Origin of the sequence: Arcicella rosea (assembly GCF_014204325.1) — a bacterium.
Lineage (GTDB): Bacteria > Bacteroidota > Bacteroidia > Cytophagales > Spirosomataceae > Arcicella > Arcicella rosea_A.
The window spans coordinates 278,764-302,764 of the sequence record NZ_JACHKT010000002.1 but is presented as its reverse complement, the minus strand read 5'-3'; the positions used below and the strand labels follow the sequence as shown (position 1 = coordinate 302,764).

General features: G+C 35.7%; 17 protein-coding genes. 6 read left to right on the top strand and 11 right to left on the bottom strand.

Annotated elements, in window-relative coordinates; translation table 11 throughout:
* Positions 1-246: 246 nt before the first annotated feature.
* Positions 247-3,051 carry a putative LPS assembly protein LptD gene (locus HNP25_RS02800; protein WP_184129875.1) on the bottom strand — a complete coding sequence of 935 codons (2,805 nt, stop codon included), beginning with the start codon at positions 3,049-3,051 and terminating at the stop codon, positions 247-249.
* A 176-nt stretch (positions 3,052-3,227) separates the two neighbouring features.
* On the opposite strand from HNP25_RS02800, the gene HNP25_RS02795 reads away from it, so the two are divergent.
* Positions 3,228-4,040 carry an N-acetylmuramoyl-L-alanine amidase family protein gene (locus HNP25_RS02795; protein ID WP_184129873.1) on the top strand — a complete coding sequence of 271 codons (813 nt, stop codon included), beginning with the start codon at positions 3,228-3,230 and terminating at the stop codon, positions 4,038-4,040.
* A 74-nt stretch (positions 4,041-4,114) separates the two neighbouring features.
* Complete coding sequence (locus HNP25_RS02790; protein WP_184129870.1) at positions 4,115-5,074, top strand: MlaD family protein; 960 nt, start codon at positions 4,115-4,117, stop codon at positions 5,072-5,074.
* Positions 5,075-5,154: 80 nt separating this feature from the next.
* On the opposite strand, the gene HNP25_RS02785 is transcribed toward HNP25_RS02790, so the two are convergent.
* Positions 5,155-5,628 carry an Lrp/AsnC family transcriptional regulator gene (locus HNP25_RS02785; RefSeq protein WP_184129867.1) on the bottom strand — a complete coding sequence of 158 codons (474 nt, stop codon included), beginning with the start codon at positions 5,626-5,628 and terminating at the stop codon, positions 5,155-5,157.
* Positions 5,629-5,645: 17 nt separating this feature from the next.
* Positions 5,646-6,548, bottom strand: coding sequence for a LysR family transcriptional regulator (locus tag HNP25_RS02780; protein ID WP_184129864.1), 903 nt, complete (start codon positions 6,546-6,548; stop codon positions 5,646-5,648).
* Between the two features lie 158 nt (positions 6,549-6,706).
* Between HNP25_RS02780 and HNP25_RS02775 the strand changes: the two genes are divergently transcribed.
* The 3 genes from HNP25_RS02775 (at position 6,707) to HNP25_RS02765 (ending at position 11,158) form a co-directional block, all read left to right on the top strand.
* Entirely contained in the window at positions 6,707-7,237 is a 531-nt protein-coding gene (locus tag HNP25_RS02775) for a GNAT family N-acetyltransferase (RefSeq protein ID WP_184129861.1), read from the top strand.
* 195 nt (positions 7,238-7,432) lie between these two features.
* Positions 7,433-9,832, top strand: a complete 2,400-nt coding sequence (locus HNP25_RS02770) for a 3-hydroxyacyl-CoA dehydrogenase/enoyl-CoA hydratase family protein (protein ID WP_184129858.1) — start codon at positions 7,433-7,435, stop codon at positions 9,830-9,832.
* A gap of 150 nt (positions 9,833-9,982) precedes the next feature.
* Entirely contained in the window at positions 9,983-11,158 is a 1,176-nt protein-coding gene (locus HNP25_RS02765; protein WP_184129855.1) for an acetyl-CoA C-acyltransferase, read from the top strand.
* A gap of 94 nt (positions 11,159-11,252) precedes the next feature.
* On the opposite strand, the gene HNP25_RS02760 is transcribed toward HNP25_RS02765, so the two are convergent.
* Positions 11,253-13,286: a serine hydrolase gene (locus HNP25_RS02760; protein WP_184129852.1), complete on the bottom strand. Its 2,034-nt coding sequence runs from the start codon at positions 13,284-13,286 to the stop codon at positions 11,253-11,255.
* 371 nt (positions 13,287-13,657) lie between these two features.
* Positions 13,658-14,905 (bottom strand): IS256 family transposase, encoded by a 1,248-nt coding sequence (locus HNP25_RS02755; protein ID WP_184129849.1) that lies wholly within the window; start codon positions 14,903-14,905, stop codon positions 13,658-13,660.
* A 305-nt stretch (positions 14,906-15,210) separates the two neighbouring features.
* Between HNP25_RS02755 and HNP25_RS02750 the strand changes: the two genes are divergently transcribed.
* Positions 15,211-15,609 carry a hypothetical protein gene (locus HNP25_RS02750; protein ID WP_184129846.1) on the top strand — a complete coding sequence of 133 codons (399 nt, stop codon included), beginning with the start codon at positions 15,211-15,213 and terminating at the stop codon, positions 15,607-15,609.
* A 95-nt stretch (positions 15,610-15,704) separates the two neighbouring features.
* On the opposite strand, the gene HNP25_RS02745 is transcribed toward HNP25_RS02750, so the two are convergent.
* The 6 genes from HNP25_RS02745 to HNP25_RS02720 form a co-directional block, all read right to left on the bottom strand.
* A complete protein-coding gene (locus HNP25_RS02745; RefSeq protein WP_184129843.1) occupies positions 15,705-16,280 on the bottom strand; it encodes an HD domain-containing protein in 576 nt (191 codons plus the stop codon).
* Positions 16,281-16,295: 15 nt separating this feature from the next.
* On the bottom strand, positions 16,296-17,774 hold the full coding sequence (locus tag HNP25_RS02740) for a SusD/RagB family nutrient-binding outer membrane lipoprotein (protein ID WP_184129840.1): 1,479 nt from the start codon (positions 17,772-17,774) through the stop codon (positions 16,296-16,298).
* Positions 17,775-17,848: 74 nt separating this feature from the next.
* Positions 17,849-21,100, bottom strand: coding sequence for a SusC/RagA family TonB-linked outer membrane protein (locus HNP25_RS02735; protein WP_229202772.1), 3,252 nt, complete (start codon positions 21,098-21,100; stop codon positions 17,849-17,851).
* Between the two features lie 319 nt (positions 21,101-21,419).
* Positions 21,420-21,962, bottom strand: a complete 543-nt coding sequence (locus HNP25_RS02730) for a carboxymuconolactone decarboxylase family protein (RefSeq protein ID WP_184129837.1) — start codon at positions 21,960-21,962, stop codon at positions 21,420-21,422.
* Between the two features lie 102 nt (positions 21,963-22,064).
* Complete coding sequence (locus HNP25_RS02725; RefSeq protein WP_184129834.1) at positions 22,065-22,562, bottom strand: hypothetical protein; 498 nt, start codon at positions 22,560-22,562, stop codon at positions 22,065-22,067.
* Positions 22,563-22,678: 116 nt separating this feature from the next.
* A complete protein-coding gene (locus HNP25_RS02720) occupies positions 22,679-23,974 on the bottom strand; it encodes a DUF5690 family protein (RefSeq protein ID WP_184129831.1) in 1,296 nt (431 codons plus the stop codon).
* Positions 23,975-24,001: the final 27 nt, after the last annotated feature.

The following is a 24,001-nucleotide window of genomic DNA, read 5'->3' as shown; positions in this document are numbered from 1 at the left end:
AAGTAAATCACCTCAAATAAAATGAAAAATCCACCCAGAATATGAGTGGATTTTATTATGAATGAATATTGAAAAACAATTTTCAAGGAAAGCCACTCTTATTTAGAGAAACCTGTATTCATATGATAACACAGTCAAGAAGAAGCGAATCTTGTAATTTTACTTTGCATTTATTAGAATAAAAGTTTTCCTAATTATAATGAAATATTTTGTTGTCTAATACTTATCAATATTCAATTTAGCCTATTAAAAACCTCCTCTATCATAGAAAGTATTTCTACGTGAAAGTTTTAATTCTTGTAATAAAGCTGATTTTACTCTGATGGTAAAATTATAGGTACTTGAACGACCATAATATGGGCTGGCAATTGGTGTCCAGTCGAAATTAGCTTCCCAACAGTGTAAATCTCTATGAATACTGATGTTGGTCAATGAAATACCATTATTCACAAAGTCATAACCAGAACTCAAAGTAAAATTCCATTTTTCAGTCAATTTCACATCCCCTTTGAAAGTCAAGGCACTTACAATCGTAGCAGGTGCAAAACCTGTTTTATTCATGTTATAGTTAAAGCCAAACTGGAAACTCCAAGGCACAGACCAATCAACATAATCGTTGATATTTCTGTTGATTTGATTCATTTGTCCTTCAGTACCATTACTATTTTGTTTCTTTTTATCGGCTACCGCAGGTTTAAAGCTTTTACTTACCGAGAAGTTTAAGCTTGCCAATTTAGCAAAACCTTCGCCTACACTGATTAACAAAGTATCAATTCTACGTCCTGATGTTGAATAGCCATCGTTAACATATTTATATGGATCTAACGAACCACCCAAATTGATGTCAAACTTTCTCACTCTTGAATTCGCACCGAAATTCAAGTTAGAAAGTTTGTATTGCGTAGCGAAGAAGTTATAGTTTCCAGTCAACGAGAAGTTATCAATCAACATCATTTTCTCTGATTCTTTCTGAGCGGTATCCGACTTCGCCCTAAGTTTGGCTTCTAAAGTATTCTGAATCCCGAAACTTATCCCCCCTGATTGACTACCACGGTTGGTTTGTGATGGATTAAAGCTTGAGATATTCAAGAAATCTCCAGGTAGGGTTTCTTGTCCTGCTAAAGAACTTGGAATGGTCTCTCCTTTTTGGTATTTATGAACTCTGTTATTGATTTGTACTGTTTGATAAAAACCATATTTCGGGTCTGTAAAATCAGGAGTATAGTTAATGCTCAAAGACGGAGATAATGTATGGCGTATGCCTTCTAATCTCCCTTTTTTGAATCTCACTGTTCCGTACAAACGAGTATTCATACTCATAGAGAAAGCATAAGTATAATCTGCATAAAATGCACCGCCTCTCAGTGTATCAATAGCTACTGCACCTTTTTTGGAAGTAGTATCTTTACTATAAACAGCTGCTAAATCATTAACTTTTTTGAACTCGTATCGATACTTCTGCTGATAAATATTTCCAGAAAAGTTAAAACCAGGCGTTAAGTTAATGTATTTACCAATTTTGATATTCGGTAATGAAATCGGAATACTGTATTGAGCTTTAAACTGAGCATTCTTTAACAACTCTGGTAAAGTTGATAAATTGAAAGGAATTACACCATCTCTGGCAAGATTGGTTGCTGAATTGGCGGCTGTTCTAGGGTCGATTATAACAGGTCTGGTTGGGTCAAGGTCAAGTGTATCAATGGTTCTGTAAACAGTATAACCAAAGTTGTTGTAAGAACGGTTGGTTAATGCTACTTGGTTGGTAATTCCATACGTTCCAGAAACATCTAAACCCATACGGAATTGGTCGATAAAACGGTCGGTAACAGCATTTTTCTTCTTAAAAGGCTGAAACTGGTTCAAACCAAAAGTATAATTGGTATTTACATTTACTGCCTTCGTTACAGTGTTTTGGTCAGCCTGTAAACTTAAACTTGTACGAATGGTTTGTCCAAAATTGCGTGAATATTGTACCGAAGAGTTTAAAGCCGTAGAAATATAACTACTTGTATTGACACTATTGTACTGACTGTTTGAATTACTTTGTAAGTTAACCGATGCCGAGAAACTAGAATTTCCACGACTTTGTGGTGAATGCGACCATTGAATACCATAGTCACTTCTCGACTGGCGGTCGAATTCGCTACCATTATTACTTTTTCTAAAATTCAAATTAAAAGTACCCGAATAACGATAGCGTTTGATATACTGTGAATTGGCAGCAATCCCGAAACTTCCTTTCGAGTAAATCTCGCCTGTAAGTCTTAAACCGATGTTCGGACTCAACGCAAAATAATAACCACCATCCCGCAAAAAGAAACCTCTACCTTGTGGTTCTTCACCATAAGTAGGCATGATAATTCCAGAAGTACCCGATTCTTGAGGGGGTTTATAAGGGAAGAAACCAAAAGGTAAACCAATTGGCAAAGGAATCTCATTCAACTCAAAATGGAAAGGGCCTGCTACGATTTCCCTTTTACCAACCACCTTAATTTTAGTAGCCCGAATATTAAAGTGGGGATGTTCCAGATTACAAGTAGTATAAATAGCGTTTCTGATATAAAGGTTATCTTCATTATCTTTTTTCACTTTTTCCCCTTGAATCAAACCGTCGCCTTGCGTGGTGATAAGTCCTTTGATAAAAGCCTTTCTACTTTTAAAATTATACCTGATTTCCTCTGCATCATAAGGCTCGCCACCTTGTTTAAAAATGGGTTTTCCAACGATTTTATTCGTTGTTGAATCTTTAGTACCTTGAGCAAAAACAACATTCTTAGCCCAGTCGAGCTGAATGAAATTTGCTTCCAGTGAAACATCACCATAAGTAACTTTGGCATCGCCATACAGATACACCACTTGGTTTTCAGTATCCATAATGGTTGAGTCTTTGGCAGAATAAATAACTGTTGTAGTAAGATCACTTTCTTTTTTTAGAGAATCAGGTACGCTTTTTGCAAGACTTTTCTTAGTAGAGTCTAAACTAGCAGTATCTTTAGGAATTACTACATTAGCTTTACCGGCTTTAGGTTTAAAGGGTTTTCCGCCCAATAATCTTTGAGCCGAAGACTGATTTAACGTTAAAAGCCCTAAAAGTAAGCTAATTACTATACTGAATATGTGGATTGCTTTTTTCAGAAGTCTTTAAAATTTATATTTGTCTTTTATTAAACAACGCACAAAAATACTTCATTACTTGTTGAACATAGCGAACCAACCCGAAAATAATGTTAAAGTTTGTTAAAGGTTTTTTAATAATCACTTGGATTTGCTCGCTCAGTGGTTTTACTTCTCAATATTCACTTGTTGAAGAATCTGCAAAACTGCCTGTTTTGTTGCAGACTAGAGTAAGAACCGTTGTATTGGATGCTGGTCATGGCGGAAAAGACCCCGGTTGTCACGGTGTCAGCAATGACGAATCTAAAATAGCCCTAAAAATTGTTTTAGAACTTGGTGAAAAAATCAAAGATGAATATCCAGAAGTAAGAGTACTCTATACTCGTACCAAAAATGTCTTTGTAGATTTGCACGAACGTTCTGCCATTGCTAATCGTAACAAAGCAGATTTATTTATTTCGGTACATTGCAATGCACATCATTCCTCTAAACTTGCAGGAACTGAGACCTACACAATGGGGTTACATAAAACAAGTAGCAACCTTGATGTGGCAAAGCGAGAAAACTCCGTAATTTTGCAAGAAGCCAATTATGAAAAAAACTATAATGGCTTTAATCCGAATTCACCTTTGGGCCATATCATGATGGCAAATTACCAAAGTGCCTTTATGATGAATAGCCTTAAATTGGCACAAAAAATTGAAAAACAATTCAAACAAAAAACTGATAGACATAGCTACGGTGTAAAACAAGCTGGTTTTTTAGTACTTTGGGAAACCGCAATGCCAAGTGTTTTGGTAGAAGCTGGTTTTTTAACGAATAAAAACGAAGAACAATATTTAGCCTCTCAGTCAGGTCAACGTGATGTGGCAGACGCTATTTTCAGAGCATTCAAATCATATAAAGAAGAAATTGAAAATTAGAATAATTGATTGTTGCTAGCAAAAAATCATATTCATTCCGATTAGTCAATTGCTAAAACTTCAATAATCAACACATGAACATCTCTAAAGAAACCAAAATAGGAATACTTGCCCTTACAACCTTTGTAATTTTATACCTAGGATTCAATTTTTTAAAAGGACAAGATTTCTTTACCCAAGAAAACAAATATGTAGTAATCTACAAAGACGTACAAGGACTAACTGCCGCTAATCAAGTTTCATTAAGCGGCATGAAAATTGGACAAGTAAAAGCAGTAGAGTTAATAAAAGGCGAAAACAATCAAGTAAAAGTAGTTCTCAGTATCCGTAAAGATTTACAATTACCTGAAGGAACTAAAGCTGTATTGGCTTCTGATGGATTATTGGGCGGAAAGCTCATCAGAATTGAGATGGGAAGACTTTCAGGAAAATTTATTGCAGAAGGTGGAAACCTAATCGCTTCGTCTGAAACTGGCGTAACCGATTTATTAAAAGAAAAAGCTCTTCCATTGATTCAAAACCTTGATTCTTTAACAAAATCACTTCGTGTTGTTGCTAAAAGCTTTGAAAATACAGGTATTGTAGTAAATGGTTTTGTGAAAAATTCAGACCGTTCGGTTGGTGTTTTAACTTCTTCTTTGAATGCGACCATCAACGAAAATAGAAATAATTTAGCTGGAATTTCTGCCAATATGAAATCCCTTTCTAGCAATTTAATTGAAACAGAAAAAAGCTTAAAACCATTGATTGGCAAATTTAACACGATGGCGGATTCGCTAAATGCTTTGAAAATTAGTGAAGCAGTAGCTACCACACAAAAATCTTTAGAAGGACTGCAACGCATTATGTTAGGCATTGAAAAAGGACAAGGTTCAATGGGTAAATTATTGAAAGATGATTCACTTTATACAAATCTTAATCGTTCAGTGGCTGATTTAGACAAACTTCTAATTGACTTCAGATTAGCTCCAAAACGTTATGTAAACATTTCTGTATTTGGAGGCAAAAAAACACCACCACCTGCGGTGAAATAGTTTGTGAATGAGTGAATTGTGATTTAGTGATTGACTTTCTTTAGGAAACCAAAATTCACAACTCACTCATTCACAACTAATCACTGAACAAGATTAATCGGCACAGGCGTTTGGCTTTTTATTTCGTTGACTACAAATCTGCTTTGAGCATTTCCAATATTCGAGAGTGTCGCTAATTTATGTAAAATAAAATGGCGATATTCATCCATATCTTTCACCAATACTTTTAAAAGAAAATCGGAACCACCCGAAATACAATAACATTCTACCACTTCGGGCAAGAGTAAAACGTCTTTCTCAAATTGCTCCAAAAAACTTGCAGCATGTTCTTTCAGCGTTACATCTACCAAAACTACTAGACTTTTCCCTAATTTAGATTTATTCAGAATGGCTGTATATTTTTCAATTACGCCTTCATTTTCCAAACGTTTTATTCTTTCATGAATGGGCGTAGTCGTGAGGTTCAATCTTGAAGCAATTTCCTTGTTTGTCATCAAAGCATTTGCTTGCAAGAACTGTAATATTTGTAAATCGATATTATCTAAAGCTGCCATAATCGGAAAATTAAATGTTATTTTAACAAGTGTCCATCACTAAAATCCAAGGAATCTGATACTTTCAGGAAATGCTTTAAAACAGGATTGGTATCATCTTTTCGCCAGATGATTGACAGATTCGTTCGTTCTGGAACGTTTTTTATTTCGATAAATTTCACTTTTATCGCCGAACTAAATTTATATGAAATTGGCATGACTGAAACTCCCAAATTGTGTTCAACCAATTTCAAAATCGTAGCCCCATAATTTGATTCATGCACAACATTGGGTAAAAATCCTTCTCGCTCACAAATCCTCAAAAGTAAATCATGATATACCGAGCTTGAATTTCGAGGCGGTAAAATAAAATTATCGTTTTTTACTTGTGCCAAACTTTCAAAGTTATTTTCGTTGATTGCATGGCTTTCAGGTAAAATTAAAGCAAAAGGTTCTCTAAAAACAACTTTTGAAGTAAGATACTTATCGGGATGGAGTTCCCGAATAAAAGCAACGTCAATTTCATGCTTCTTCAATGCTTCAATCACAGAACTATCAAGCATTTCAGATAAATTGGTTTTAATGTTCGGGAAAAATAATTTCAAAGCCGATAAAAGTGGCGGAATAACCGAGTAAATCGCCGAACCGGGATGTCCAATTCTAATTTCTCCCTCCTCTCCGTTATGAATCAATTGCGTTCTGTGTTTGATATGATCCAATTGCGAGAGTATTTTTTGTGCTTCATTACTCAAATACTCTCCCGCTGGCGTAAGTTTTACATTTCGTTTATCACGTTCAAACAATAAAACACCTAATTCTTTTTCTAATTGCTGTATTTGCCTGCTCAAGGCTGGCTGGGCAATAAACATTTTTTCTGACGCTTTTGAAAAATGAAGCTCAGAAGCAACTCCCATAAAATAAGTTAACTGTCTAAAATCCATCGTTAATTATGTTAAAATCAAAAAGTAAATGGATAAGTGCCGTTTTTTCTATTTATGCCTAAAAAGCATAAGTTGATATAAATTAAGCATTTTTTATTATAAATAGAAAATGGTTTATTTGTAAAGAAGAATAATATACGTTTAAAAAGCTCGTTCTTATGAGTAATAACCCTCAAATTAAAGAAGCAACGAATACGGATTTAGCAGTACTCTGCCAGATTGGTGAACAAACTTTTATTGAAACTTACGGGCATCAAAATACTCCTGAAAACCTGCAAGCTTATCTTTCTAAACACTTTAATCAAGAACAAGTGTTAAGTGAGATTCAAACAAAAGGTACAATTTTCTTGATGGTTGAATTTGAGCTAGAAGTAGTAGGTTATGCTAAACTAAGAGTAAACAAAGCAGAGTTTTCAGACAGAAATACCCTTGAGCTTGAGCGTATCTATGTAAAAAAGGCATTTCATGGAAAAAAACTGGGTGCATATTTACTTGAACAGTGTATTGAAAAAACAAAGGCTGTCGGCTGTGACCTGCTCTGGTTGGGTGTATGGGAGTATAATTTAAAAGCACTGAACTTTTATAAAAGCTGGGGTTTTGAAATAAATGGAACGCACATTTTTGTGTTAGGCGATGAAGAGCAAACAGATTATTTGATGACTAAAGAGTTGAAGATAATTCAAGTATAAATACTCGTTTCATAAAATAGAGTATCAAAGGCATTTACACTTTTCGTGTGAATTTTTAGAAAAGGTTAATACATAAAATCCCTACCATTGGTGGGGATTTTTGTTTTAGAAAAGATTGAAATAAATAAATGGTATGCTTGCATAACAAATTTATTTTTATTTAACTTTACTTATATTTTTTATAAAACAAACAACATGAACCGTTCAATTAGAAAAGTAGCCGTACTTGGCTCTGGGATTATGGGAAGCCGTATTGCTTGCCATTTTGCTAATATTGGCGTTGAGGTCATGCTTTTGGATATTGTTCCGAAAGAACCCAACGATGCTGAAAAAGCTAAAGGGCTGAGTATTCAACATCCTGCTGTACGAAATCGCATCGTAAATACAGCCTTTCAACAAACTTTAAAAGCTAATCCTGCGGCATTATATTCCGCCTCTTTTGCCAACCGAATTAAGTTAGGAAACTTTGATGATAACCTTTCGGAAATCAATCAGTACGACTGGGTGATTGAAGTAATTGTTGAAAATTTAGCGATTAAAAAATCTTTGTATGAAAAAGTAGATGCTTTTCGCAAAGCAGGTACTTTGATTACTTCTAATACTTCGGGAATTCCGATTCACTTGATGGCAGAAGGACGTTCGGATGATTTCCGAAAACATTTCTGCGGAACACACTTTTTCAATCCTCCTCGTTACCTGAAATTGTTGGAAATCATTCCAACGCCTGCTACTGATGCTTTGGTAATTGATTTCTTGATGCACTACGGCGACCGTTTTCTGGGTAAAACTACCGTTTTGTGTAAAGATACTCCCGCTTTCATCGCCAATCGTGTGGGTGTGTACTCGATGATGAAAACCATGCAAGTAGTTGAAGAAATGGGGCTGACTGTAGAAGAAGTTGATAAACTTACTTCCGTAGTGGTTGGTCGCCCGAAATCTGGTACTTTCCGTTTGTCTGACGTTGTGGGTTTAGATACCACTATCAACGTTTCAAATAATTTATACGCAGGCTTAACCGACGATGACGCTAAGGAGACTTTTGTTTTACCAGCAATGGTGAAGAAACTCCAAGAAAATAAATGGTTGGGCGATAAAACTGGTCAAGGTTTTTACAAGAAAATCAAAGGAGCAAGTGGTAAATCTGAAATTTTAGCCTTGAATCTCAAAACTTTTGAATATGAACCTTCACAGAAAGTAAAATTCCCAGTTTTTGAATTAACTAAAACTTTGGCTTTGAAAGACCGCTTTGCGGTTTTATTAGCCGACAAAGGCAAAGCAGGCGAATTTTACAGAAAAACAATTTTAGATGGTTTTAGCTATGTAACGAAACGTATTCCAGAAATTTCAGATGAATTATACCGAATTGATGCCGCCATTTGTGCAGGTTTCGGTTGGGAAATTGGTTTGTTTGAAACTTGGGATGCCATCGGCGTAGAAAAAGGGCTTGAACTGATGCAAAACGAAGGCATGAAATCAGCAGATTGGGTGCATGAAATGTTAGCTTCGGGAGCAAAAACTTTCTATAAAAGAGAAGGTGGCAAACGCTTGTATTATGATATACCGACGAAATCTTATAAAGTAATTCCGGGAACGGAATCCTTTATTATTTTAGAAAATCTTTCTAATAATATCGTCTGGAAAAATGCTGAAAGTAATGTGTATGATTTGGGAGATGGTATTCTGGGTTTAGAATTCCGTTCAAAAATGAATACAATGGGTGCTGGCGTAATTGAAGGCATTCAGAAATCAATTGCTTTGGCAGAAAAAGACTTCCGTGGTTTGGTTATCGGAAATGACAGTACAGAAGCATTTTCGGCTGGGGCAAATTTGGCGATGTTATTCATGTTTGCGATTGAACAAGAGTATGATGAAATCAACATGATGATTGCTCAGTTCCAACAAACGATGATGCGAGTACGATACTCTTCGATTCCTGTGGTGGTTGCTCCGCATTCTTTGGCTTTGGGTGGTGGTTGTGAAATCAACCTTCATGCTGATAGAGTAGTGGCTGGTGCTGAAACTTATATGGGTTTGGTAGAAGTTGGTGTTGGTTTGATTCCTGCTGGAGGCGGAACAAAAGAAATGGCTTTGCGTTGCTCTGATTTATACAAAAATGGCGACCCAGAATTGAATACTTTGCAAAATGCCTTTATGAATATTGCGATGGCAAAAGTAAGTACTTCGGCACAAGAAGCTTTTGAAATGAATTACTTGCGTCGTGGTGATGAAATTGTTTTGAATCGCTCTCGCTTGATTGCAGATGCCAAACAAGCTGCCATCGAATTAGCCGAAGCAGGTTATACTCAGCCTAAAAAGCGTACTGATATTAAGGTGCAAGGCAAAGCTGGTATTGCTCTTTTCAAAGCAGGTATTCAAGGAATGAAAATGGGTAGATACATTTCAGAACATGATGCCAAGATTGCCGAGAAATTAGCTTACGTAATTTCTGGAGGAGATTTGAGTTACCCACAATTGGTTTCAGAACAGTACTTATTAGACTTAGAACGTGAAGCTTTCCTTTCGCTTTCAGCAGAGAAAAAGACTTTAGAGCGTATTCAAAGTTTATTAAATGGCGGAAAACCGTTGAGAAATTAATCTTGGAAATCGGCTATCGGTAATCAGCTTTCAGCTTTAAAATCGACAAGAGTTTGTTTTAGACAAATGCTCATAAACCAAATTATTATCAACTGCATAAGCCGAAAGCTCACTGCCGAAAGCCGAAAGCAATTTTAAAAAGAAATTAACATGAACGCATATATCGTAGCGGGCTATCGTACCGCTGTTGGAAAAGCCCCAAGAGGTGTTTTCCGTTTTACAAGACCCGATGATTTGGCAGCGGAAGTTATCAAACATTTGGTGGCACAAGTACCTGCTTTAGACCCTACTCGTGTAGATGATTTAATTGTAGGAAACGCCGTTCCAGAAGCAGAGCAAGGGATGCAAATTGCTCGCTATATTGCCCTTTTGTCTTTACCACAAAATGTACCCGGTTTTACTATCAACCGTTATTGTGGTTCAGGTTTAGAAGCTATCGCTTTGGCTTCGGCTAAAATTCATTCGGGTTTAGCAGATTGTATCATTGCTGGCGGAGCAGAATCTATGTCATTAGTACCCACAACGGGCTACAAAATGGCATTGAATTTTGAAATTGCTCAAAAACATCCAGATTATTATATCGGGATGGGTTTAACAGCCGAACAAGTACGTGAACAATTCAAAATTTCTCGTGAAGAGCAAGATGAATTTTCAGTAGCATCTCATACTAAAGCTTTGGCTGCTCAAGCGAATGGCTTATTCAAAGATGAAATCGTACCGATTACGGTGAAGGAAACTTATTTTGATGCCAATACTGGTAAAAAGAAAAACCGTGAGTACGTAGTTGATACCGACGAAGGGCCAAGAGCTGGTACAAGTATGGAGGCTTTATCGAGTCTAAAACCTGTTTTTGCCGCAGGTGGAACAGTAACGGCAGGGAATTCTTCCCAAACTTCAGATGGTGCAGCTTTTGTAATGGTAATGTCGGAAGCGATGGTAAAAGAATTAAATCTTGAACCGATTGCCCGTATGGTGACATATACTACGGCTGGCGTTGAGCCTCGTATTATGGGTATTGGCCCAGTTGCTGCTATACCTCTGGCACTGAAAAGAGCAGGATTAAGTATCAACGAAATCGACCAAATAGAACTGAACGAAGCTTTTGCGGCACAGTCGTTGGCAGTAATCAAAGAATTAGATTTAGATCGTTCAAAAATAAATGTAAATGGTGGAGCAATTGCTTTAGGACATCCACTGGGCTGTTCTGGAGCAAAACTTTCGATACAATTATTTAATGAAATGCGTCGTAGAAATCAAAAATACGGCATGGTATCGGCTTGTGTTGGTGGCGGCCAAGGCGTAGCTGGTATTTATGAATTGTTGTAGTTTTTTAGGCGTATGAGTTGAAAAGGGCAGGGTTTACTTGCCCTTTTTGCTTTTTGACCAATTTAAATATTTACAAATCCTTTCTAAACACAGGTTACTCTCCATAAACCAAACCTCCAATATCCTGCACATCAAACAAAACTCCCGCTTGCGAATTTCCAAGAAATGCAATAACAATGTCATCATCTGGATAAATGATTAGATAAGAGGAACTACTAAAAGAATCTCCAGCATGATACCAAATACGATGACCATTATTGTCTTTCCCAGTGTACCATCCAATGCCATATCCAGTCGCTTTATTATCCGCAGTATGTTGGCTTTCAAAAAGTATCTTTTTTAAGTTCGAGTCAATATATTTACCATGAAGTAATTCATTCCCCAATTTTATTAAGTCTTCTGCCGTTGATAAAAGTCCTCCACCAGCATATTTGTAACTCAAATCTCCTAAATCGTTTTCTTGACCTGTGGCATCGTAGAATTTACTTCTATTACTGATGTTACTTTTAGTATCGTCCCCACAAGTAGAGGATAGTTTTAATGGTTGCCATATCTTTCTGTTCATATACTGTAAATAGTTTTCACCACTCGCACCTTCAATGACTGCCCCAATTAAATTCCAGCCAAAACTTGAATAATGAAATTTTGTATTTGGTCTAAAAAGAAGCGTATCATCTTTAAATATCCTCAATGCTTGTGTCGCATTATCAAAATGCTCTGTACGAATATAATCGCTTAAATCATTCTCTTTGTAGTCACGAAAGCCAGCTAAATGACCAGCCAATTGTCGAGTACTTATTGGATATTTTTTTTCAGGAAAATCAGGAAGGTATTTTTGCACTGGTGCATCTAAATCAAGTTTACGCTCAGACATAAGCTTGATTAATGCAAGCGAGGTCATGGCTTTAGATATGCTATTTATCCGAAAACGAGTAGAATCAGTAACTCGAATATTATTTTCTACATCGGCATAACCTAAACTAAAAGAGTACTTGGTTTTATTTCCTTTACTAATATTGAGCTGCATTCCATTCATAGCACTTTCGTCCATAAAATCTTTACAGAGCTTTTGTATTTTACATTCAAGAGCATCTTTACAAGGATTTTCTATCCTTTTTGTTACATCATTAGTTACTTGAGTTTGGGTATTAAGTGTTACATAAGCACATACGATACCATGTACTTTTTTCCAGTTCCCCCAGCTATTTTCTCTCTCAAAGCAAGAAAAAAGATTAGTCTTTGTACTTGAAATGCCTATAAATGTTCCGGGTAAATCAATACCTCCTCTCATGATTTTTTTACGAACTTCCTTTTTACCTTCAAACTCAACAGTATCAATTTTTAGCCTTTCTGGATACTTTGTCATGAAATCTCTGTAGCCATCTGCAATGACAGTTCTATCGTTTATGTCAAGAATTTGCTCAAATGTTATAAAGAAGGGTTTTGTGATTTGATAATTCAAATGAGAAAGGTCAAAATTCAGCCATCCATTTTTCATAGAAGATTCTACAATAATACTTTGTTGAAGAAGGTCTTCATTCGGTTGCCCCGTTAAACTATCGACATCATTCAATCGAATTCTAAACTTGAATGATTTTAGGTTATTTCTGAATATTCTAAGATTTACTTTCCCCAAATAAGCAGGAAAAACGAGTCCTTTTTGGATATAAGAATCTTTGTTTTCTATCAGTAATGCGATACAACGACCAGCATAAGTGGTATCTGGTTCATAGACTCCACCATTGAAAGACCTATTGCCCAATTCAAAAGTTTTATTTTTTTGCTTAGGTGCTGTGATTGTAATTTGATTGAGCAAAGTAATTTTCTCGCTTAAATAAATAGTAATTTCTTTATCTTGTTCAAGTAATTTGAGAGGAATCATTCTTTTCCCAAAACCAAGGGCTGAAAAAATTACAGTATCTGAAATTAGCTTTTGAGGGATAACGATTGAAAAACTTCCATCTAAATTGGAAATAGTCCCAACGTTAGTGTTTCTAATTCCAATATTTACGTAAGGAACAGCCTCTTTCGTGCTTCTGTTGAGTGTTTTCCCTTTGATGATTCTTTGTCCAAAATTAAGATTGGAGAATATCAGGAAAATAAAGATTAGAGATAATTTATGATACATAATGAGTATTAGCTTTATTGAAAAAACGAAAAAACTACTTAACTCTTTCATTCTGAGCTAGATAATTTATCAAATATAATCACTATCTAAGCCCACAATACAATTTGCGGTTTTCTTCGGTTTTTATATACTAATTCCCGCAAAATACCGCAAAAAAGTATCTCGTGAGATACTAAAAGAATATCATGAGATACTAAATACCGCAATTTACCGCAAAAATATATCTCTCGACATACTTATAGTATCTAAAGATATTCTTTTTGATGGTAAAAATATCCCCAAAAATCATTCAAATAAGCGTTTGCCATTCATCCTCAGGGAGTGTTCACTCAACTGTGTCAGTTGATTTATTGAGTTAGGGGGCTAGCCCCCTAACTCAATAAATCAACTTGCGAAATTCTATCATCAAATGTAATCATTAATTCTGCAAGGATGTCCCTCCAATTTTTAGTTGTAGTATTCCAAACCTTATTCATATTCTGAATTGCCAGATAGGCTAATTTCAAAAGAGCATTATCAGAAGTGAAAGCTCCCTTGGTTTTAGTGATTTTTCTAATCTGTCTGTGATAGCCTTCTATCGTATTTGTAGTATAGACTATCCTTCTTATTTCCGAAGAATATTGAAAATAAGTCGAAATGTTAGACCAATTATTCGTCCATGTGTCAACGGCTTTTGGGTAAGTTTTCCCCCATTTTTCTGATAGCATCGCCAAGGATTCTTCGGCAATATCAAGAGTACTAGCCTTATAAATAAGCTTTAAATCATTAATGAACTCTTTTAAATGTTTGTCTGCTACTAAGCGTGATGAATAACGAATCTGATGGACCACACAGAGCTGTATTTGGGTTTTAGGGAATACCGCTTCAATGGCTTGTGGAAAACCTTCGGGCGGCGTTCCGCTCAGACCATCTACGCAACTGATTAATATATCCTCAACTCCTCTTAGTTTAAAGTCTGTAAGTACTGAAAGCCAGAACTTAGCACCCTCTGTTTCTGCAAGATAAATCCCTAATACTTCTTTCTTACCATCTAAGCCTAAGCCGATTACACTGTACATGGCTCTGGAACAGACTTTCCCATCAACACGAACTTTATAGAACATGGCATCCATCCAAACTACCGCATAAACCCTAGCAAGAGGTCTGGATTGCCATTCCTTCATCAAAGGGATAATCCTATCAGTAATGTTTGATAGTTCGCCTACTGAGAGATGATAACCGTAAAGCTCTTCCAACTGTTCATTGATAGAGGAATAGCTCATCCCATGCCCAAATAACGAAATAATTTGACGTTCTAAAGTATCAGTTAAAACTATTTGGCGTTTAGCAACTACTTGAGGCGTGAAACTACAATCTCTATCACGAGGTGTATCTAATTCAAAACTACCACCACTACTTTTGATAATTTTGCTTGATAAACCATTTTTCCTATTGTTAATACCCTCAGATTTATTGGCAATTAGATGATTATCAAATTCTCCTTGTAAGGCTGTCTCTAAAAAATGTTTGAGCATCGGTGCAAAAATACCATTCTCCCCAGTAAGAGGTTTGCCCGAATAAAGACCTTTTATCGCTTCTTGCTTAAAAGTCTCAAAATCAAATGTGTCTGTTGTGTTCATAAAATTGTGTCTAAGTAAAAGTAAACCTTTTTAAGTTCTAAATTAGATTGACACAGTTTAATGAACAGTCCCCATCCTCAAAAATGACCAGTCGGAAGAAGTCGATTTTGGTCTCCCCTACTAAAATTGCCGTTTATCAATAACGTAAACCGACCATTGGTTTTTGCGTTGAAAGTATCAATCCATCTGCTAATTTTGATTCAACAATAAAGCAAAAAACACTTGTAAGTAATTAATAAACAACTGTTTAACCTCTTAAATTTAATTCAAAATAAAAATTTAACCGTATCTAAACAAATAAAAAAATGAGAACTTTAGCACAAATCATCGCCATTGCTACTTTAACAACTAGCTCAATTTTTGCAAATCCTATCGCAGGAGAAACAAGTGCAAACGCTAACAAAGCGAACAATTTCGCTGTAGGAATGTACCAAAGTGTTGGTACTTTAGACATGCACCTTACTTTAGATAAAATCGCTGGAAAAACAGTTAGTGTTTTAATCAAAGACAAAACTGGCAAAGTTATCCACACAGAAAGAATCGCCAAAAATGCTCGTTCATATCATGGAAAATTTGATTTACAAGAACTTAACGATGGTGCTTATACCATTGAAATAACAGATGGTACTGATACGATTACTCGTACAATCAATATCAATTCTGCTAAACCACAAGATATTACTCGTACAATCGTAGTGGAATAAGCTATCATATAAAACTATAAAAGCGAAAGGCTGTCAGTATTCTGACAGCCTTTCGCTTTTATAGAAAGTTGAAATTTAATGCAACACAATGCTGCTTAATTCAAGCGATAACCAATGTGTTTCCAAGCCATTTGTTTGTATTTTTCTAAAGATGGCTTTTCAAATTCTACTTCTTTTGCCTTATCGTCCCAATCTCTCATTCTAATGTATAAATCGAAAAGAGGCATTCTTTCAAATGATTTTGCGTCCTCTTCTGTCATTACTCCACCTTGATACTCCAATGTTTTCTTACTGGCTTCCGAAAGTTTGTGGTAATAATCAGGATACTTGAAAGTTAAGTATCGTTTTGCTTCAACATGATTTCTGACTAAAAGAGCAATTCTATTTGAAAAACCATTTTTATACAGAAAATTAGCTCCAGCAATTTCGTGTCTGATGTTTCCTAAACCATTCATTTCATCTCGATTGGGCAAAAAATGTCCAATATCATGAAAGAAAGCCGCTAAGATTACTTCTTCATCATAGCCTTCTTCTTCTGCTAACATGGCAGCTTGAAAACTGTGTTCTAGGATAGTCAATGGCTCGCCGACGTATTCGTCCGCACCATTAATTTCATAAAGACCAAAGATTGAATCAAGTCTTTGACGGAGGATAGATTCAGAGATTGTCATTGGTTGATAGGTATTTTATTTAATTAACCACATTGCTGCGTTGATATTTTCACCCTCTATCCCTACACCAAACTGGCGGGTTAGGGCTTCGCTAAGATTTTGAGTATTGGTAGTTTGTTCAAGCTGTGGATATTTAAAACGTAAAGGAATTTTGTTACCATTACCTGTACCAGTGCCAGTTAAAAAAGTTGGTACGCCAGTTCTACGCCAGTTGAAATAAGCTTCATATCCTGAGTTTTGGAAGAAAGCAATGTATTTTTGGCTCAAAATCTGAGTTAAACCAGCTGCATTATTGCCTGCATATTTTACTGAAGCTTGCGCTAAATAAGCTGTAGCATCAGCGATACCATAGAACGACATCGAAGCTTTTACACCACGTTCGTACCAATCTTGTGCATTACCAGTAACCCAACCTCTATTGATTGCTTCTGAAATATTGAAACACATTTCTGGGTAAGATACTATAAATGTGTTTTCGCCTGTATAAGAACTATAATAACGAGCACGACTTTGGAATGAGTATTCTCCACGACCAGCCTTAGATGACATATCAGCTAAATCTTCCCCAGAGCTTGCTCCTACATAAGCTTCAACATCAGTCGCTTTCAAGCCTTTTGCTATTTGTGCAGCAGCAGGTTCTGCTACAACAAACAGACGAGGGTCATTGTTGTTTTTCAACAAGTCGATATAGGTTTTAGCCATATTCTCACGTGTAGCATTATTACCTAAGTTATCAGGGTTACGTGGATATTTGTTGTTTACACTCCAAACATATTGTAAAGACTCTGACAAATCTGTCATCAAAGGGTATTTAGTAGGGTTAGCAATAATAGCCGCAAAATCTTGTTTTACTTTTAAATCTGCATCATCTGCCTTTTTACTCAAGTGAACCAATACTCTTAATCTAAAAGTATTAACAGCTTTTTGCCATTTTCTTAAGTCACCAGCGTAATAAATATCACCTTCTAAAGAATTATCACCAGCAGTTATCAATGCTGCTAAATCATTGTTCGACTCCTCTAACCATTTTAATACTTGAATGAATACATCTTTCTGAGTATCATATTTTGGTTTATCTACCTCAATTCCTTTTAAAGCATCTTTTACTGGCAAATCACCTACTCTTAAAGTCATATTAGTATAAGAATATGCTCTTAAAAATTTACCTAAAGCCGAATATGGATTCAATGCCTTTGCACCACTTTTCAAGGCTTCTTCTTCTAATTTTACTACGTTTTTCAAAGTAGTAAATTGCAAAGAAGCATTTTGCCAATTGTATTCGTTGGTATCGTAATAAGCATAATTTGAACAATAAAACTGGTTGTAACGCATATTGTCATCCCAAGCACCTTCGTTCATTCCATTCAATACATTTCTTAAAATGATAGAAGAAGGCACAGAAGTTGGTAAGTTTGGATTTAGTTCCAACTGTTGATAATCGCTACAGCTTGCTAAAAGCGTAAGGATTAAAAATGATAAAATATATTTTTTCATGAGAATTTTCGATTGTATTATCCTCTTGCTTTTTAGGATAAGTATAAAGCAAGAGGATTGTTCAAGAGGATTATTTAAAATACAATATTAATATTGATACCATAACGCTTCATCGTTGGTGTTTGTAAACCAGATGTAGCATTCAACCCTGTGAATTGGTCTAAGTCAACGCCATCATGTTTGCTATCGATAAAGTAAAATAAGTTACGACCTACCAACGATACTGATGCTTGCTTGAAGAAAGTTTTTCTTAACATTGACTGTGGTAAAGAATATCCTAAGGTTACTTCACGCAATTTCGAGAACGTTTTGCTCATTAAGTTTCCTTCGGCAGTTCCATTATATCTACTGATATAATCTTGTGCATAAGTTTTGATGGTATTTGGAGCAAATTTCAACTGAGAATAATTGGCTATTAAGCCAGTTTGTCCATCATAAGTTGGTGTTCCTTCTGTAATCATTACACCTTCACCAATATAAGATTTAACTCCTTGTGCATCAAAATCACGAGCGATACCATAAGCTCCTTCTGTAGTTTCGATATGACGACCTCCACGGAATGTTTGCTTACGAATATAGTCTTCAATTGTTCCACCTACACGACCATCAAATTGGAAAGATAATGACCAGTTTTTATATTTCACTTTGTTGTTGATACCCCAAACGTAATCTGGATTTGCATAACCTACTAATGCACCAGCGTTGTTTTGAAGTGGGCGACCACCAGTATCATTGATGATTTGCCCATCAGTTGTTCTTTGGAAAGTCTTAACAATAACTTTATCTATTCTGTCCCCAATATTGATATACTGAGATTTCTCATTTCCACTTACAAAATAATCGGAAGCTACTTTATCAATTTTGATACCGTTTTCATTATATACTTCTTGCAAAGTCTCTTTGAATGTTGACCAGTTAAATATTACATCCCATGAGAAATTGTTACGTCTTAAAGGTGTTCCTTTTAAAGTAACTTCCCAACCTGTTTTCTTTGTTAAGATACCATTCACGATAGCTGAAGTATAACCTGTAGTTTGTGATAAATCACGGCTAAAGATTCTTGGACCATCGTTTGAAGTAAAATAAGTAACATCAGCAGAGAATCTGTTTTTTAACAAGCTTACTTCTGCACCTGCTTCTATTTGCTCTGAAGTGTTAGGCTTTAAAGAAGGGTTGTTTAATTTATCAAAGTAAGCCGCACCCGGTAGGTTATTGTAAGATGGGCTGATTCCGTAACCAATTGAATTACCATAATTTGGTCCATCATACGAAGAATTGTATCCAGAACCATAACTTAATGGAGAGCTAACACCTGGAGTTGAACCAATTGTAGATTGTGTTAAACCATCTTTTACGTTAGCATAACTAGTACGTAATTTTACAAAAGAAATAACTTCCGGAAGTTTCACATAGTCAGAAACTACAGTGCTTAAACCTACTGATGGATAAAAGAATTTATTATTTCCTTTTGGTAAAGTAGAAAGATAGTCTAAACGACCAGTTGTAGACAAAGTAACAAAACCTTTGTATGAAATATCTGCTGAGTAATAAGCACTTTGTACCTCCATGTCAGACAAATAACTATATGCTTTTGGTTCTCTCAATGAGTTAGCAAAAGTATAAACGCCTGGTGTATTTAAATAGTTGGTAGTTACATAACTTGAATTGTATTTGAAAGTACGGATGTTTCCTCCTCCCCATACTTTTACATCAAAATCGTTTGCAATTTTCTTATCAAACTTAATTAAAACGTCTGTGTTGTTTTCAAACAATGTACGTTTGTCTTCACGGTAATCTCCTTTTGCTTCTTCACGACCATACACTGTAGCAGAATAAGGGAATTTTTCTGAACGGAAAATGTCATACGTTGTAATAGAAGTACGACCCGTAATGCTTAGATAATTATTGATTTTATAGTCTAAAGAAGCATATCCGTAAATATCATTTTTGTAATGACTTCTCAACCATTCATAAGCTACAAAGTAAGGGTTGTTGTAACGTTGATATTCAGCATAAATTTGCTGGCTACCTTCTTTACCTGCTTGCCAGTAATTACGCATATCGTCAACGCTCCAGTCTGCTCCACCCCAAATTACCATATTGTAAATCAATGAGTTTGGCCCATAATTTACGTCTGGAATATTAGGTGTAGATTGACGATTGTAGTTAAGGTTAGCGTCAAATGTTAATTTATTAGAGAATCTATACTTCGTAGAAATGTTGAAGTTAGCAGTATTCAATTGTGTGTTAGGGACAATACCTTTTTGATAATTATGTGATAATGAAAAACGAACATCCATTTTATCATTGCTACTTGCTACCGAAATATTGTTGTTCGTCAAAACAGCATCACGTAAAAAACGTGTAAGATTGTTTGCTCCACGGGCAGTCCAAGCAGTAGGGATACGTTTTCCTGTTGTTGGGTCGATAGGTGAATCGTATTGAGCGATTTTTTTCTGACCAGTTGGGTCAAATTTTGGTCCCCAAATATCGTAGTCACCATCATTTTTTCCGCCACCTCTACCATTTACGAACTCATAACTACCGTGGTCACCTGGGCCATAAAGGTCTTGTACTCTTGGTATGGTGTTGAAACCACTCTCAATCATGGTCGAAGAATTGAACTCGACCGAGAAACCACGTTTATCTTTTGTGCCTTTTTTAGTTGTAATCAATATAGCACCATTTTTTCCTCTGAAACCATAAAGAGCAGCAGCGTTAGCTCCTTTCAATACTGAATACGTTTCGATATCGTCAGCAGAAATGTTCCAAGTATCAGAGTTGATAGGTACACCATCTACTACATACAAAATATCTGTGTTACCTCTTAACACTACATTCGGGCGACCTAATAATTCAGCCGATGGACCAACCGTCAAACCTGCTACTTTACCTGTTAATGAGTTGATAGAGTTTGGCTCACGTGCTTTCGTTAAATCCGCCCCTTGTACAGTTTGGATAGCATTCGTCAAACTTCTTTTTTCTTTAGAAATCCCTAGCGCCGTTACTACTACCTCTTCAATCTGTTTAGTATCTGCTAAAAGGTTTACATTAATGACTGATTTTGCACCAACTGCTACCTCTTGGTTTGAATAACCAACAAATGTAAATTGCAAAGTAGCAGAAGCCGTAGTAGCAATTTTATAAGTACCATCAGCATTAGTCGTTGTTCCTTTGCCAGAACCTTTAATTCTTACACTTGCTCCTGCTACGGGAGTGTTGTCTGCACTGTCTGTTACTTTACCCGTAACAATGCGTTCTTGGGCTTGCGTAACGAACGACAAGAAAAGAAACATGACCGCTAAGAACATAGCGTTCTTAGTCAAGTTAAGATTTCTTTTAAATTCAATTCGTAAAATGTTTTTCATGTGGATTGTGAGTAAGGTTTTTAATTCTTCGCAAAAGTAAAACCTTGCTTTAACCACAACTTTAGCAGAACATTATCAATCTATGAACAATAAATGTGAGCAAGCATCGCTTATCGGGATTAGTGTTAGGGGAATATTAGGAGAAGGTAAAATGGCTATAGAAACCAAATTTTGTCACGAAAACACACTTTATAAACATAAAAATACCCACTAAAAACATAATTGACACGCTTTAGTGGGTAATATTTTTTAAAATATCAATAAATGGCTTTGTTTTTTAATACTGAGCTTCATAACCTACTAAAGCCATTTCCTGACCCATTTCTAAGTACTCCTCTTTTTGCTGAGGTGCCCAAGTACCTAGTCCGTCCACATAGCGATTATACATACAAAATGCCGAAGCAATTAAAACAGTATCATGAATTTCACGATCTGTTGCTTGGTGTTCACGAGCTTTAGCGATGTCTTCTGGCAATACATTTTTACCTCCTATTTGTACTTTGGTAGCAATGTCTAATAAGGCTCTTAGTTTTGGAGAAATAGGCGTTGAAGCAAAATTTTCTTTGATGTCGTCAATCAAACTTGCATCACAACCTAAATGTGCTACCGCCGCTGCTGCATGAGAAGTATGGCAAAAATGACAATCATTTAAATACGAAACATGTGCAGCGATTAATTCGCATTCGGCACTATTCAGGCTAGAGTCGCTACGAAGTAAAGCTTCTGCAAGGTTTAATAAAGGAACAGCCGTTACTTTGCTGTAATCTAACAAACCAGTAATGCCTGGTAAATTTGGGTTGGTAAGTGTTATATGTGCCATTGTCTTAAATGCTTTGATTGATGGAAATTAAAAATCTATCGCTATTTACATAGCAACAAATACCAAAATATCAGTCGATACGATGGTAAAAATCATTGAAGATTAAGACAATTTGGGAGGCGTAAAAAAGGCATTACTATAATCTGTAGGCAAATACGCTTGGTAGGCAAAAGTTTGAGGAGTCTTGCTCAATTCCACCCATCGAGATTTAGCAAGGTGCATTTCATTGCTTTGGATGTAATTAACCGATAAAGATTTACAAAGCTCTAAGGCTTTTTTCAAAGGAGATTCTTTCTCTGAATGGTCACGTGCGAGAATTGTATTGATTTCATCTGCTAACGAAGCAAATCGTTCTCTTGCCGATTGGTTAGTTTTAATCTTAGTAATTAAAGTATCGTTTTCATACCGTTGCTCAATAACGTTATAAAATTCGCCTTTGTATTGAATCAAAGCTTCAGCAGGAGAAGTATTATAAAAATCTGCTGTATAAGGTAATGAAATTGGAATTTTAACTTCCAAGAATTCATCGTTAGCTTCAAAAGGTGTTGCTTGGGCATACTCTTTATCAAAACATAACAAAACTATTCCTGTGCTGAACATATTGTACAGCAAAAGACAAAGAAGTGATATGCTAATGATTATTTTCAAGACTAAAAAAATGATAAATACCCTCAAATTTATACAAATTTTTGAATATTATTCAGATTTTTTTAGACTTAAATTGTAATTACAGAACCAATTGAGGAAGAAGTATTAGACGTTAATTTTCGATTGAAATAAAAGAAAGAAATCGTGACTAATACCATTGAAATTAAAGGCAAAATCAAGGATAAATCTGTCAGTAGATTCAACCATGAAGTATTTTTTGTGCCAAAATTCTGATAAATTAAAATTACGACACTACCGACATAACCACTAAAATCTGCTAAGTAAAACAAGAAACCAACATTCGCTTTTTCTTTCAAGACAGCTAAAAGTCGTTCGAAAAGCATTCCGTTAAATGGTACATAAGCCATATAAAGCCCAATCCCTAAATAAACCGACCACCAAAAAGGAGAAGTTGTATGATTTAAAAATGAAAGTGTAGCAATTAGAATCAAAACTGAACCCAAAAAAATCATTAAATGATTCATCCAAAAAGCTTGCTTATGATTTTTCACAAAGTACATAAAAGCGGTAAAGGCACAAATCACTAAACCAATTAAAGATTCTGTTTGTGTAAAAATTGAAGCATTCGTAACGCCCATTTCTCTCCAAATTTCTACACCAAAATTATCTCGAATGTCTCTCAGAATCGTCATTAATACATAAATCGCAATCAATGAAATTAAGCCAAATCCATACTTTTTCAAAAAAATTTTTCTGTCTGTGGCATCCATTGGCAAACGTTCTGACCGTTCTGATTCATCCATTTTACTTGGTTTTGGTGCGATAGACATCGCATAAACGGAAAGTAATAACAAAGGAAAAAATGCCAAACCTGTCAGAAAAGGCATCCAGTACTCATTTACGCCAATATTCACAAAATATTTGCCGATAGATTTCACCATGCCCGAAGCTATGATAAAACTTACTGCTAAACTTGCTCCCAAAATTTCTGTAATTTGTCTTCCTTCTAAAAAGCTAAAAACCAAGCCATAAACCATCCCTAATCCCAAACCATTCAAATACAGAAATACCCAATTGTAAGGCGACGGTACTAAACCAAAAAATAATAAGTTTATTTCCGCAAACAATATCATGCCTACAATATACTTGGCTCTTTGATGAGCTTTTACTTCTGAAACAATCTTGATACCCAAACCTTTGGCAGTGGCATAGCCCAATACTTGTGAAATCACCAAAACGATTTTGTAGTCGATTCCCAAAAGAGTAACATCGTGAAAATCGCCCGCAGTGAAGGGTTTTCGGAAAGCATACATACAGAAATAAGTACTGAATGCCGCCAAACCTAAGTAAATGGCAAGAAATATTTGAGATTGACGATGAAGGAATTTTTCGAGTTTGTTCATGGACAAAACCTATATAGAGGCTCTTTT

Excerpts from the sequence above, each read along its gene's own strand:
- HNP25_RS02795 (WP_184129873.1), top strand. The coding sequence starts at position 3,228 with ATGTTAAAGTTTGTTAAAGGTTTTTTAATAATCACTTGGATTTGCTCG.
- HNP25_RS02790 (WP_184129870.1), top strand. The coding sequence starts at position 4,115 with ATGAACATCTCTAAAGAAACCAAAATAGGAATACTTGCCCTTACAACC.
- HNP25_RS02785 (WP_184129867.1), bottom strand. The coding sequence starts at position 5,628 with ATGGCAGCTTTAGATAATATCGATTTACAAATATTACAGTTCTTGCAA.
- HNP25_RS02780 (WP_184129864.1), bottom strand. The coding sequence starts at position 6,548 with ATGGATTTTAGACAGTTAACTTATTTTATGGGAGTTGCTTCTGAGCTT.
- HNP25_RS02775 (WP_184129861.1), top strand. The coding sequence starts at position 6,707 with ATGAGTAATAACCCTCAAATTAAAGAAGCAACGAATACGGATTTAGCA.
- HNP25_RS02770 (WP_184129858.1), top strand. The coding sequence starts at position 7,433 with ATGAACCGTTCAATTAGAAAAGTAGCCGTACTTGGCTCTGGGATTATG.
- HNP25_RS02765 (WP_184129855.1), top strand. The coding sequence starts at position 9,983 with ATGAACGCATATATCGTAGCGGGCTATCGTACCGCTGTTGGAAAAGCC.
- HNP25_RS02760 (WP_184129852.1), bottom strand. The coding sequence starts at position 13,286 with ATGTATCATAAATTATCTCTAATCTTTATTTTCCTGATATTCTCCAAT.
- HNP25_RS02755 (WP_184129849.1), bottom strand. The coding sequence starts at position 14,905 with ATGAACACAACAGACACATTTGATTTTGAGACTTTTAAGCAAGAAGCG.
- HNP25_RS02750 (WP_184129846.1), top strand. The coding sequence starts at position 15,211 with ATGAGAACTTTAGCACAAATCATCGCCATTGCTACTTTAACAACTAGC.
- HNP25_RS02745 (WP_184129843.1), bottom strand. The coding sequence starts at position 16,280 with ATGACAATCTCTGAATCTATCCTCCGTCAAAGACTTGATTCAATCTTT.
- HNP25_RS02740 (WP_184129840.1), bottom strand. The coding sequence starts at position 17,774 with ATGAAAAAATATATTTTATCATTTTTAATCCTTACGCTTTTAGCAAGC.
- HNP25_RS02730 (WP_184129837.1), bottom strand. The coding sequence starts at position 21,962 with ATGGCACATATAACACTTACCAACCCAAATTTACCAGGCATTACTGGT.
- HNP25_RS02725 (WP_184129834.1), bottom strand. The coding sequence starts at position 22,562 with ATGTTCAGCACAGGAATAGTTTTGTTATGTTTTGATAAAGAGTATGCC.
- HNP25_RS02720 (WP_184129831.1), bottom strand. The coding sequence starts at position 23,974 with ATGAACAAACTCGAAAAATTCCTTCATCGTCAATCTCAAATATTTCTT.